This is a genomic window from Gilvibacter sp. SZ-19, from assembly GCF_002163875.1.
Taxonomy (GTDB): Bacteria; Bacteroidota; Bacteroidia; order Flavobacteriales; family Flavobacteriaceae; genus Gilvibacter.
The window spans coordinates 394,571-408,159 of the sequence record NZ_CP019333.1; the positions used below are offsets into that span (position 1 = coordinate 394,571).

11 protein-coding genes are annotated in these 13,589 nt (G+C 44.4%); 2 read left to right on the top strand and 9 right to left on the bottom strand.

All coding sequences use genetic code 11. The annotated features are described in order from the left end of the window. Positions 1 to 75 precede the first annotated feature (75 nt). The 8 genes from BTO09_RS01835 to BTO09_RS01870 all read right to left on the bottom strand — a co-directional run bounded on the left by BTO09_RS01835 (position 76) and on the right by BTO09_RS01870 (position 8,902). Positions 76 to 1,326 carry a competence/damage-inducible protein A gene (locus BTO09_RS01835; protein WP_087523041.1) on the bottom strand — a complete coding sequence of 417 codons (1,251 nt, stop codon included), beginning with the start codon at positions 1,324 to 1,326 and terminating at the stop codon, positions 76 to 78. Then, on the bottom strand, positions 1,327 to 1,668 hold the full coding sequence (locus BTO09_RS01840; protein WP_087523042.1) for an Hpt domain-containing protein: 342 nt from the start codon (positions 1,666 to 1,668) through the stop codon (positions 1,327 to 1,329). After that, positions 1,669 to 2,280, bottom strand: coding sequence for a fumarylacetoacetate hydrolase family protein (locus BTO09_RS01845; protein ID WP_087523043.1), 612 nt, complete (start codon positions 2,278 to 2,280; stop codon positions 1,669 to 1,671). A 3-nt stretch (positions 2,281 to 2,283) separates the two neighbouring features. After that, entirely contained in the window at positions 2,284 to 3,060 is a 777-nt protein-coding gene (locus BTO09_RS01850; RefSeq protein ID WP_087523044.1) for a 3'-5' exonuclease, read from the bottom strand. A gap of 84 nt (positions 3,061 to 3,144) precedes the next feature. Then, positions 3,145 to 4,473, bottom strand: coding sequence for a dihydrolipoamide acetyltransferase family protein (locus BTO09_RS01855; protein WP_087523045.1), 1,329 nt, complete (start codon positions 4,471 to 4,473; stop codon positions 3,145 to 3,147). An 84-nt stretch (positions 4,474 to 4,557) separates the two neighbouring features. Then, entirely contained in the window at positions 4,558 to 5,688 is a 1,131-nt protein-coding gene (locus BTO09_RS01860; protein WP_087523046.1) for a glycosyltransferase family 2 protein, read from the bottom strand. Next, entirely contained in the window at positions 5,685 to 6,311 is a 627-nt protein-coding gene (gene recR, locus BTO09_RS01865) for a recombination mediator RecR (RefSeq protein ID WP_087523047.1), read from the bottom strand. Before recR ends, BTO09_RS01860 begins: the two co-directional genes overlap by 4 nt. Positions 6,312 to 6,388: 77 nt before the next feature. Beyond that, entirely contained in the window at positions 6,389 to 8,902 is a 2,514-nt protein-coding gene (locus tag BTO09_RS01870; RefSeq protein WP_087523048.1) for a T9SS type A sorting domain-containing protein, read from the bottom strand. Between the two features lie 78 nt (positions 8,903 to 8,980). On the opposite strand from BTO09_RS01870, the gene BTO09_RS01875 reads away from it, so the two are divergent. Continuing rightward, positions 8,981 to 10,474 (top strand): sodium:solute symporter, encoded by a 1,494-nt coding sequence (locus BTO09_RS01875; protein WP_087525462.1) that lies wholly within the window; start codon positions 8,981 to 8,983, stop codon positions 10,472 to 10,474. Here BTO09_RS01875 and BTO09_RS01880 read toward each other — a convergent pair. Beyond that, positions 10,415 to 10,786, bottom strand: coding sequence for a CoA-binding protein (locus tag BTO09_RS01880; protein WP_087523049.1), 372 nt, complete (start codon positions 10,784 to 10,786; stop codon positions 10,415 to 10,417). The genes BTO09_RS01875 and BTO09_RS01880 overlap by 60 nt on opposite strands. Positions 10,787 to 11,145: 359 nt before the next feature. On the opposite strand from BTO09_RS01880, the gene BTO09_RS01885 reads away from it, so the two are divergent. Beyond that, positions 11,146 to 13,587: a TonB-dependent receptor domain-containing protein gene (locus BTO09_RS01885; RefSeq protein ID WP_087523050.1), complete on the top strand. Its 2,442-nt coding sequence runs from the start codon at positions 11,146 to 11,148 to the stop codon at positions 13,585 to 13,587. Positions 13,588 to 13,589: the final 2 nt, after the last annotated feature.

Genomic DNA, 13,589 nt, shown 5'->3' on the forward strand with positions numbered 1-13,589 from the left:
CCTGAGCAAAAGAGAATTCAGTGTTTTTTCAGAAAGTTGAAATTTTTCTGATCCAAGCCCGCAATTAGAGAAAAATCAGCTGCTTTTTACCAATTGCTTTCTCAGGAGCTCCAAAGCCTTATTTGTGGCTCTTTGTATCACCTTATCGCGGTGTTTTCCAAAGCGATGTTCTTCTGTAATTACTCCCTCAGGCCCAGCAATTCCAATAAATACGGTTCCAACGGGAGCTGCACTATCTCCCAGCGAAGGACCAGCGTTCCCAGTAGTACTTATGGCGTAATCGCTCCCAAATAACTGCTTGACCTGTGTAGCCATTGAAGCGGCAACCTCTGCACTAACAACGCTGTGCTTATCTATTAATTCTTGAGGCACTCCAAGTAACTTCACCTTCATATAAGTCTCATAAGGCGTAATACCGCCTTTAAAATAGGCCGAGGCTCCGGAACGAGAAATGAAGGTCTGTGCTATGCGCCCCCCAGTGCAACTCTCGGCTAGACTGAGGGTCTTTCCCATATCGGTCAATAATTTTGCCACAGCTTCTTCTATAGCGCCGTCTTCCTCAAAACCGACAAAAATATTCTCAACCATAGGCATCAAGGCCTTGATCTGCGCTTCTACATCTGCAATGACCTGATCTTTGTCCTTACCCTTTGCAGATAGCCTGAGCCGAACACGTCCTAAAGAAGGTAAATAAGCCAGTTTTATGTGTGCTGGCAATGCATCTTCCCAAGCTTCTATTCGATTCGCTATACTGCTTTCCCCTTCGCCATAGGTCAATAATGTCTTGTGAAAAATGAACGGCCTGTCAAAAGTCTCTTGCAATTTTGGCAGGACAGAATCTTGCATCAGTCCTTTCATTTCATAAGGAACGCCCGGAAGCGAAACAAAGACCACCCCATCTTGCTTCATCCACATGCCAGGAGCTGTTCCGTGTTGATTGGGAAGCACCTCGGCCTTAGAGGGTACCAAGGCCTGCGTTAGGTTTGCGGGTAGTGGTTTACGCTTTACATAGGTTGCGAAAAGCTCGTGGATCTGCCGGACCACATCCGCATTCTCCACCAACTCATCCTCAAAGAATTCACAAAAGGTCTGTTTGGTAATATCGTCTTTGGTTGGCCCTAGGCCTCCAGTAACTATGACTACCTGAGAACGAGCTTTTGCTTTAGCAAGGGCGTCTAATATGTGTTGGCGTTCGTCTTGAACCGAGGTGATCTGATAGACTTGGATGCCTATCTTGTTCAACTCCGTAGCAATATAGGCAGAATTGGTATCTACAATTTGCCCTATAAGGATCTCATCGCCTATGGTGATGATCTCGGCTTGCATCTACAGGTTGAAATCAGCTCTTAGTTCGTCAAAAACGGTATTGAGAATCCCGCTTACTTTGGTCAAAATATCTTGCACAGCAGAAACCGGCTGCGAAGCTTTGGTCCAAGCTTCAATGGCGCGAACATCGTCCACGACTTCTATGCCGAACATTTCTAGATTCGGCTTCATTTTATGCGCAAACTGATAAGCGAGTTCCTTATTGTTTACAGCGATAGCCTCTTCTAAAGCCCTTAGGTCTGTAGGTATTTCCTCAAGAAAAGTTTGTGCCACAACAGCTTTAAACTCATCGTCTCCGCCGGCAAGGGCGTCAAGGCTTTCTGGGGAATAGTGTTTACTCATTTATTTAACTTTTATATCGAAGGCGAGATCTTGTTCTAAAAATCCAACCAAACGATCATTTGGGGCTACCGGGCCTACCCCGGCAGGAGTGCCGGTAAATATAATATCTCCGATCTTCAATGTAAAATATTTGGAAACATATTCGATGATCTCATCAATTTTCCAAAGCATTAAAGAGGTGTTCCCATCTTGTACTACAGTATCATTTCTTTGCAAACTGAAATTCAAATTATTCAGGTCTTCGTACTTGTTCTTATCAAACCACTTGCCAATTACTGCAGATCCGTCAAATGCTTTGGCCTTTTCCCAAGGAAGCCCCTTGTCTTTTACTTGATTTTGAATATCACGAGCGGTAAAATCGATCCCTAAACCAATCTGGTCATAATACTTATGCGCAAATTTTTTGTCTATATGCTTACCGATGCGATTGATCTTAACCAGCACTTCTACCTCATGATGGACCTCCTGAGTGAATTCGGGTATGATAAAAGGGTTTTTCTTAAGTAAAATTGAAGTATCGGGTTTCATGAACACCACCGGATGTTCCGGACGTTCGTTGGCCAATTCTTCAATATGCTTAGTGTAATTTCTTCCGATGCAAATGATCTTCATGATTTACAGCAATTTATTGTTGAAACGATTCAGTTTGATACGCGTTAGTACTTTTTTGGTGTATAGTGGAAAATCGGCGTTCAGTAACCATCCGAAGTAACCGGGCTCCTTGTCCAAAACTTCTTCTACCAGAGTTCCTTTGTATTTCCCGAAGGTGAAGATCTCTCGCCCTTCTTTGTCAAAACCGACAAAGCCGGCGAAGTCTGCAAAATTTTTGTGCGAGGAGAATTCGGCCAAGTACTTTACGTCATTTTCTAAGTCTTGGTAGCGCTCCAATTGAGCCAATAGCACTTCGTAAGTGGCATTGGTATCGGCCTCGGCGGAGTGAGCATCCTCTAAATTCTTGTCGCAATAGAACTTATAGGCAGCACCTAAGGTGCGTTTCTCCATTTTGTGGAATATGGTCTGCACATCGACAGACATGGCCTTTTTAAGGTCTAGATCTACCTCAGCTCTAAGGAGTTCCTCGGCCAAGAGTGGAATATCAAACCGGTTCGAGTTGAATCCTCCCAAATCACTATCCTTTAGCAAGGCCATGACTTTAGGCGCCAATTCTTTAAAGCTGGGCTCATTGGCAACCATCTCATCGGTAATACCGTGAATGTCTGAAGCTTGTTTTGGTATAGGCACTCCTGGGTTTACCTTCCAGGTATGGCTTTCTTTGTTACCGTTTGGAAAAACTTTTAATATGGAAATCTCTACGATCCGGTCTTGGGCCACATTGGTTCCTGTGGTCTCGAGATCAAAAAAACAAATGGGTCGTCTTAAAGCGAGTTGCATGCATTGAGTTTATCCCACAAATTTACTTATAATTTGAGGGAAATTACTATTAAAATGCAGGGGAATATTCCCGGTCGAAACGCCTTAGATCTCGCGATTCATGTCCCAGGCCTCTAAGTACTCGGCAACGCGTTTAACGAACATGCCTCCCAGTGCTCCATTGACCACACGGTGATCATAGGAGTGCGACAAGAACATTTTATGACGGATACCGATAAAGTCGCCCTCCGAAGTTTCAATAACCGCCGGCACTTTGCGAATAGCTCCTAAAGCTAAGATCCCCACTTGAGGTTGATTAATGATAGGGGTTCCCATAACACTGCCAAAAGTCCCTACGTTGGTAACCGTATAAGTTCCGCCTTGGATCTCATCTGGCTTTAAGGCATTGTTTCGCGCACGGCCTGCCAAGTCGTTAACTGCTTTGGTCATTCCAACCAAATTTAGCTGATCGGCGTTCTTGATCACTGGCACGATAAGGTTACCATCTGGCAGGGCAGCAGCCATACCAAGGTTGATGTTTTTCTTTTTAATGATGCGATCTCCATCTACCTGAATATTCATCATCGGGAAGTCGCGCAATGCCTTGGCAACTGCTTCCATAAAGATCGGCGTAAAAGTGATCTTCTCTCCTTCTCTAGCCTCAAAGGATTTTTTAACCTTGTTTCTCCAGTTCCAAATGTTAGTCACATCTACCTCCACAAAGGACTGTACGTGGGCAGAAGTTTCAACGCTTGCTCGCATGTGATGCGCAATGAGTTTGCCCATACGGGTCATCTCGATTACTTCGTCTTCACCATTTACAGATACTGGAGCTGCTTGGGCAGCAGGCTTTTTGGTTTCTGATGCAGGGCTTGCAACAGCTGTTGCTGTTTGCGCCGGAGTTGCAGTAGCACTATTACCACGACTTTTCAGATAACCCATAATATCATTCTTGGTCACGCGACCCACTAAGCCAGATCCTGGAATAGCATCCAATTCTGATTGAGAGATTCCTTCTGCTTTGGCAATATTCTTAACCAGTGGTGAATAGAAACGGTCCTCGCTATTGCTTATCTGAGCAGGAGCCACGCTTGCTTGCGCAGTTGCGACAGTTTCTGCTACAGCGGCAACCTCTGCAGGAGCCTCCACAACTGCTGCGGCAGGTTCAGGAGTGCTTGCAGGAGCCTCATCGCCATCGACTTCAATGATCGCAATAGTTTGTCCTACTTGGATCACATCGTCCACCTCAAAAAGTTTTTCCACTAAAACTCCATCCACTTCGCTAGGGACTTCAGAATCGACCTTGTCGGTTGCGATCTCTAGAACCGGTTCATCGGCCTCGATGGTATCGCCAACCTCTTTAAGCCAAGCGGTTAATGTAGCTTCTGCTACACTTTCTCCCATCTTAGGGAGCTTTAATTCAAACTTTGCCATATTCTCAAAAAATAGAGTTATAAGGTGTAATGCGTTGCAAAATTAATCAAAAAAGCGGGCTAACGCTAAATAGTTTTCAATAATTTACCAGTGAATAATTTCTCCTTTTTGATCACTATAATCGCTTCCGAGGATAAAATTACTGCCTTTGGGATGTATTCTAAAGCGATTCCCTGAATTTTTTAGTTCTTGCATCAAACGAGTAATCTGTTCGTATTCTATATAGGCGGTATCCATGACCAAAAGTGTTTGCGAGATAGCGCCGTCAAAAGCCCAAGATTTAGATCGCGTACTTAGAGTATCGAACTCTGACATTTGTTCTAATTGTTTGCGCAAACTGAGCTGCTCGGATAATAGGACGGTCTGTTTGACAGGCAATAGCGTGGTACTCTTGTTTCGATAGGACCAGACCGCTAGATGCTTTAAGCTCCAAAGGCCGATCTTAAGCAGCGGCTGCAACCATTTCCGATTGGGGAAATGTTTGTCGTAAAAGAGCTGCATAGCTCCGTAGAAACGATCCCAATAAGCCTTATCTCTGGCAGTGCTTTCACCTTTGTAATGAATGATCGTTGTAGTTCCCAAATAATAGTTCTTATAACCGGCCTTTGTAAAACTGTACGAAAGATCAATGTCTTCACCATACATAAAATAGCGCTCATCTAAACCGCCAACTTCCAAGTAACGGTCTTTTCTAAATAGCATGAACGCACCGACAAGAACTCCTACTTCTCCTTGGTCATTCTCTGCTATATCTTGCTGATAATAGCCAGCCCCAGAACCTAAGCCCAATAATTTTTTAAAAGCGGAAGAGATAAAAGGCACCTTGCGTTTAGACTCCGGCAAAAAACAACCCGTTCCATCGATCATCTTTACGCCTAAGGCCCCGAGTTCCTTTAAAGAAATTGCTTTTTCCAAGGCCTTTACAAAAGTCTCTTCTGCAACCACGGTATCTGGATTGAGCAGACAAATGTACTTGCCTTTGGCAGCAGCTACCCCCAAATTATTCCCGGCGCTAAAACCACCGTTATTCGGGCTTTCAATAAGTTTGACCTGTGGAAATTTGTCACGAACCATGGCCACACTATCATCTGCAGAAGCATTGTCTACAACGATGATCTCGGCTTCCATATTACGGGTGGCCTTAACCACACTGTAAAGGCAGTGCTCCAGAAAATAGCGCACATTGTAATTCAGAATGACAACCGACAAGGTCACGAGCCGTTACTTTTAAGGGAATTTTCAAAGGGAATTCGTTGCAGTATACTGCGTCCCAAGGTGACCTGATCTGCGTACTCCAATTCGTCGCCTACTGCAATACCGCGAGCAATAGTAGTTGTGGCAACCTCATAGGGTGCCAATTGTTTATAGATAAAGAAATTGGTGGTATCTCCCTCCATGGTCGAACTCATGGCAAAGATTACTTCTTTTACCAGTCCAGAGGCCACCTTTTGCACTAAGGAATCTATTTGCAGATCGCCAGGACCTATGCCCTCCATAGGTGATATCTTCCCCCCTAAGACATGATATTTGCCCCTAAATTGAGCCGTGTGTTCTATTGCCATCACATCGCGTATGTCTTCTACCACACAAACCACGCTGTCGTCTCGATTAGGATTGGAACAGATATCGCAACGCGGGCTGTCAGAAATGTTATGACAGTTCTCGCAGAATTGGATCTGACTTCGCAAAGCCGTGAGACTTTCTGCCAATCGCAGGGTTTGCCCCTGCGGCTGTTTGAGCAAATGCAATACCAAACGCAGTGCTGTTCGTTTTCCAATTCCGGGAAGTAACGAAACCTCATCTACTGCTTCGGCTAATAATTTTGAAGAGAAATCCACAGGCCTAAAGATAAAAAAGCTCCGAGAAACGCAGCGGTCTCTCGGAGCAATTTATTTGTGATTTTATGAGCTGTGGATTAGTTGACGATCAACTTTTTCACGATCATTTTCCCCTCGCTAGACAAGCGCACAAAATGCACTCCGCTATTGAGTCTAGAAATATTAAGGTTGTAGACACCTTGTACGTTCACATCTTTCTCATTAATAAGCAAACGGCCATTGATATCAAATACTTGCACATCGACCTCACTGTTGGTTGGCCAGCTGATACTAACTTCGTCACGAGCTGGGTTAGGATACAAGCTCACTAAAGTTTCAAAGTTGTTATCTGCAACACTCAACGGATTGTCGTAAACCGGAGATGACCATACGCCGCGACCATAGGTTCCTGCGTAAATGCGATCTGTCGCATTGTTGATCTCCAACTCGTTCACACGGACATTAGGCAGATTAGTATTGTAAACTTGCCAGTCACTCATAGTGTCGTCTATATAGAAAATACCGTAGTTCATACCTACGTAAAGTCCATTTACAGAGGTGTCGTCCCAAACCACAGACAAGGCCGTAAAATTCGGAAGGTTCTTTTTGTAGTTCAACCAAGTAGCTCCACCATCTAGAGTTACGTAAACACGCGCTCCGGAGTAAGAAGTAGCCAAAGCCACTTTATTTGGATCATTCGGGTGAATCGCAATACTGTTGATGTTTCCTGCAACTCCAGTAACAGTTTGCCAAGGAGTAGCTCCACCGTCTTCTGTTTTTAATAGCGCGGCATCCCAAGAAGCCCACATGACGTTGCTGTCTGTGTTGGCGATCTTCAAATTGTCTAAATTAGTTGGAAAGACTTGCGATATTGGAGTCCAAGATCCACCGGAATTGGTAGACTTATGAACGCGATTATAGGCGACATATACAGTACCTGTAGCCACTGGATCTTGCTCAAAAGGACTTACCCAGTTTCCACTTCCAGGAGCAGGCTCGTTTAGATTAGAATAAGAAACTCCACCGTTGTTAGAACGGTACAACTGTCCAAATTGAGTAGTTCCATAAAGTACACTGTTGTTGGTCTTATCTACAAAACTTTCCATTCCGTCTGCTCCTAGCCAGTCTCTCCATTCGCCAGCAGTAGTGTATACTGATGTTCCATTGTCTTGAGATCCTCCGGTAATGATAATTGGGTCAGACTGAGAAATACCGATCTTGTAGAACTGACGGATTCCCAGGCCAAAGGATAGGTCTGTCCAGAAACTCTGAGACATAGTAGCTTGCGGATCCTCAGCAATGAATAATCCACCATCTGTACCTGCGTATACCTTATCACCTACATACTGCAAGATATCGACATCGGCATGACAGTAACCCACATTATGTGTACTTGATTCAAACAAGGCCCAGCCCGAAGTACATTCGAAATCTACACCTGCATTAAATGAACGCCATACTAGAATTCCAGCGATCAGCACCTCATCGGCATCAGTAGGACTCACAATGATATCCATATCTCTTGGTGCCTGTCCGGCCGTATCCGAACCAAAAACACTGTAACCAAAATAATTGGTAGACCCATGCGGGATATTTGTAAATGTATCGCCGCTGTCCACAGAGCTAAAGAAACCACCAAAACGATTTCCATTAGATTGAACTGCATAAACGCGATCTGGATCTGCAGGAGTAACCCCTATCATAGTAGGATTTACAGTAAAACCACTGATAGTTGTAAAACTCACCCCGCCGTCTGTTGATTTATAGAATCCATTTCCAGAAGCGTATACCGTCATAGGGTCTCCAGGTTTGAACTCAACGTCGTAACCTCTGTTGGCACTCGGAACAGCATCAGTCCAAGTAGCTCCACCGTCTACAGATCGGTAGATTCCTTGGTTCTGCACGCTTGCGAACATGATGTTAGAGTCTGTTGGATGGATCAAAATCTTGTTCACCACAGAAGCACCTCCGGCAGTTCCGATCTGCGCCCAGGTAGCTCCAGCATCCGTAGATTTATAAATGATTCCAGAAAAAGAACCAATAAAATAGGTGTCGGAATCTTGCGGATCCATAGCAACTGAATACACATCCAGATTAATGAAATAATCGGTAAGTGGCGTCCAGCTAGTTCCTCCGTCCAATGTTTTCCAAACACCTCCGGTTTGCGACCCAATAACAATGTGATTGTTATCTGCAGGATCCACAGCAAAACCAGTAACTCGACCTATTCCTGGGTTCCAGCCTTGGTAATCGTCCCAAGAGGTTGGCCCCTCTTCTACCCAGTCGCCTGTTCCGCCGGCAGCAGAACGTGCACTTGGGTTCTCATTCAAATAAGCCTCGAATTGTCTAAGCTCATTGATGTAATAGGTCTCTGGCTTTAAGCGACCATCGTCGTCTTGTTGGCGCTCTGCCATGTACTCCCAGCGCTTGAATTGCTTAAAGCCGGTGCCACGACCGGTTCCTACAACTTCAAAGTAGGCTTCTGCACTGGTTCTTATTTCGTCGATTGTGAATGTTCCGGCCTCAATCATATCGAGGTATTCTTGGGCCTGACTAGTAGTGGTGCCCCAGCCAAATAACGCGACTGCGGCGAGTAGTAGTAGTTTTTTCATGGTTGATTTTTTTTGAAGACTTTCAAATATACGAATCGAAATTTGGATTTCTTATACATTTTAAACAAGTTAGCGCTCATGAACCCTACCCACATTCTCCTATTAATTGCCGGATATTTTGGAATTCTGATTCTGATCTCGATACTCACCAACAAAGGTGGTAGCAACGCAGATTTTTTTAAAGCCAGTAACAGATCGCCTTGGTACGTAGTTGCCTTTGGTATGATAGGCGCCAGTTTAAGCGGGGTTACGTTTATTTCGGTCCCTGGCCAAGTGGCGGCTTCGCAGTTCAGTTACTTCCAAGTTGTGCTCGGATACACAGTGGGTTATGCCGTAATTGGCCTAGTGCTGATGCCGCTTTATTATCGGCTGAATCTGACCTCGATTTACGGATATTTAAAGGTGCGATTTGGGGAAAAATCCTATAAGACCGGAGCCTCTTTTTTCTTGTTATCTCGTATAGTCGGTGCAAGTTTTAGACTGTACTTGGTGGCGAACGTGTTGCAGTACTTAGTTTTTGACAAAATGCCATTTATGGGTGGCACAGGAGTTCCGTTTGCAGTTACTGTGGCCATAACCATTCTCTTGATCTGGTTGTACACTTTTAAAAGTGGCATAAAGACCATCGTTTGGACAGACACCCTACAGACCTTGTTCATGCTTGTAGCCGTGGGGGTTGCCATTTATATAATTTCTGCGGATATGGGCTTATCGTTGGGAGGCTTGACCGACCTCATTGCAGAGAGCGAGCTTTCCAAGATGTTCTTTTTTGACGACTGGAAGTCTGGGCAACACTTTGTAAAACAATTCATAAGCGGAGCCTTTATTGCTATAGTGATGACCGGATTGGATCAAGACATGATGCAAAAGAATTTGACCTGTAAGAATATAAGCGATGCGCAAAAGAATATGTTTTGGTTCACCATAGTGCTAACGGTGGTAAACTTTATCTTTTTGGCCTTGGGCTTGTTGCTTACGGTTTATGCCAACAACAACGGCATTGATGCCGTACGGGATCAGCTATTCCCCACTGTTGCTGTAGAATCAGGTCTGGGCATTGGCATAGCCGCGCTGTTCATGTTAGGACTGATAGCAGCAGCCTATTCCAGCGCAGACAGTGCCTTGACTTCTCTAACAACGAGCTTTAGCATAGACATTCTAGACATTGAAGAGAAAAAATCCGAAGCAGAAGCGAAACGCATCCGCAAACGGGTTCACGTAGCCATGTCCTTTGTTTTACTCTTGGTGATCATAGGTTTTAAATACCTTATTGCAGACCAAAGTGTGATCACCAAACTCCTCACTTACGCTGGATATACCTACGGCCCCTTATTGGGCTTATACGCCTTTGGATTATTCTCGAACTGGAAGGTGAAAGATCATTTGGTTCCCGCTATCGCCATAGCTACACCTTTTATAGGTTATGCTATTAGCTGGGCATCTGCTGCATATCTGAATTTCGACTGGGGATTCTTTATTCTGATCCTCAACGGCGCCTTGACCCTTTTAGGCTTAGTACTGATCCGTACTGAGAAGGACGAGCGTACAGGCACGGTCGGCCAAAATACCTAAGCTGCGCAACTTATTTTCGAATTCCGGATTCTCAGTTCCCGGATTGAAAATGACTCGTCTAGGTTTAAGCCCTATGATGTAGTCGTAATACTGTTTTTGGCGCTCTGGGTTCAAGTAAAGGGTAACGGTATCTACACCCTCAAAAGGCAGCAGCGTTGCCGCTACTTCCACCCCGGCAACTTCTCCGGGTCGCAGCCCAACAGCCACAACTGCCTCCCCTTTATCTACTAAGCGTTCTATGGCGTAGTAAGAATACCGATTGGGTTTTAAACTGGCGCCTAAAACTAATGTTTTTCCATTGTTCTGATTCATAGCTCGTTGGTCTTTTATAGAGGGTCGAAGTTCAAATTCAAAATTAACATAAAACAAAGTTAAAATTGAAATTATCTGTAACACCTGTCGTACTAAGCCGTCTATAGAGTAGAAATATTTCTTTCTTACTGCTACAATTTTTTACGTTGATGGTTAGTGTTAATTATTGCAGTAAGGTCTCAAACCCGGTCTACTTTAGTCCGGGTTTGTTCATTTTAGGGCGCTAATGCTTATAAAATGTTAAAATGAAAATTTCTTGTAACAAGATTTTATCTAAGCAGTCTTATTGACATAGCTTTTTTAAGCAACATTGCTGCGGAGAGAAGCTTTGAATTCATCATCAATCAAACAATCGAAAAATGAAACAGTTAGCAGTATGGCTATTGCTATGCCTACCCTTTATTGCCTATTCCAACCCGAACCCTGATAGCGAAAAGATCGGGACCATTAGCGGAGTAGTTTACGACAAGAACCTTCAGGAACCTATACCTTACGTAACCGTGGCGATCATGGATATGGAAGGCCAGGTCATAACCGGAGGTATTACAGACGACAACGGTCAATTCGAGATCAAAGATATTCCGACTGGCAAGGTTAAAGTTGATATCCAATATATAGGATACAAAAACTATGTCAAGGAAATAGAGATCTCCAGGGCTAATCGCAAGGTCGATCTGGGCCGTGTAGACCTGGAAGAAGACATTGAATCTCTGGACGAGGTAGTCGTTACGGCAGAACGTACCACCATAGAGCAAAAGCTCGACAGAAAGGTGATCACTGTAGGTAAAGACCTTACCACAGCAGGACCAACTGCCTCAGACATAATGAACAATCTGCCTTCTGTGAGCGTGGACCAACAAACCGGCGCCATTGCCCTAAGAGGAAACCAGAATGTGCAAGTGATGGTAGACGGTAAGTTGACCAATGTTCCTGCGGCTCAACTCTTAAGACAGATCCCATCGACCTCTATTGAGAAAATAGAATTGATCACCAACCCATCGGCTAAGTACAATCCGGAAGGGATGAGCGGGATCATTAATATCGTTTTAAAGAAGAACGCCTTGGTCGGTTTTAACGGAGACATTAATGTAGGCTTGACCTATCAACGTCAGGCTAAATTCAATACCGGACTAAACCTCAACTACCGCAATGGAAAGTTCAACCTTTACGGTAGCTACGGAGGGAACTATTCCAAAAATGAGAATTTTGGTAATGTTTTTAGACCCAACGACAATTCAGATCAGCGATTCAACTTTTTAGACAACAACAAGTCCAACCTGTTCAAAGTAGGGATCGACTATTATTTGAACGATAAGAACACCATATCTTTCTTTACCAACCAAAACCTCTTTGACGGAGGCGTGGATGGAACCACTGACATTTTGTTCTTCGACAATCCAAGTTTGGACCAAAGTCAGCTTTTTGACAATGCCATTGACAATATGAGTCAGCAGTACAATTTCAACTATAAGTTGGATTTTGCCAAAGAAGGCCACAATGTGGAGCTGGAAGCAGACTACAACGACTTTGAAAGTGACGAGGATGCCAACTTCAGATTCAGAGGTAATAGTACTACAGCAGACTATATGGATTTTGTAGATACCGAGCGCAGCCGCTTGACCGTTAACTTGGATTACACCAATCCATTAAGCGAAAGCATGAAACTGGAGGCCGGTTTGCAAGCGCGTTTGTTCAATACCGATATCGACTATAGCTCTACTGGGCAAACCCTGAACGCCAACGGTGATCTGATCGATACGCCAAGTACTAATTTTGAGTACTCACGTGATATCTACTCCGCTTATGTGAGCCTCGGGAAGAATTACGAGAAATGGAGCTGGCAATTAGGCGCCCGTGCCGAGACGGTAGAAGTTCGCGCAGACACCAATTCGGTTCGCGCTTTTACGAACGACTATGTGCAGGTGTATCCATCGGCTTTCTTGACCTATTCACCTTCTGAGAAGAATCAGTTTCAGGTGAGCTACAGCCGCCGTGTTGACCGCCCTGGAGTTGGACAAGTAAACCCTATTCGCGAATGGAGTACCCCACTGATTTCTTCTTTCGGTAATACCAACTTAGAGCCTCAGTTCACAAACTCCATAGAGACGAATTATACGCGTAATTTAGAAAAAGGATCTATCACGGCCGGAGTATTCTATCGCATAATCGAAGACGAGATTAACCGTGCGCTGTTCATCGATAGAACAGACGTGAACAAGGTGATCTTAACCTTTGACAACTTTAGCAATACCACTGCCTACGGTTTTGAGCTTTCAAGCAATTACCGTCCGACAAAATGGTGGAATTTTAATACCAGCTTCGATCTGTTCTCTCAGAAACAAAAAGGGATCACAGAACAGATAGACAGCAGCATAGAGAACCCCACAGCCGACAATATAGAAACCAATACGGTAGAGGTTACCAACACGGCCTGGAACTTTAGAATGATCAACAACTTTAAAGTGACCAAGACCGTAACCTTTACCGCCTTTGGGATGTACCGCGGTAAAAACAAGAACATTCAGTTTGATGTAGACCCTATGGTCATGGTGAACCTCGGCGCACGTGTTTCGCTTTGGGACGGACAGGGTACCTTCTCGGTGAATTACAACGACATCTTTAACAGCATGCGCTTTAAATTCGTCGGACAGAATCCGTACTTGCAACAAGGACAATTCAACTGGGAAAGCAACACCGTTTTTGTTGGACTCAACTACCGCTTCGGAGGTGGAAAATACCGTGCCAAGTCTAGAAAACGTCGTGATAATGACGAGAAACAAGGCAGCGGAGGAATTTTCTAACT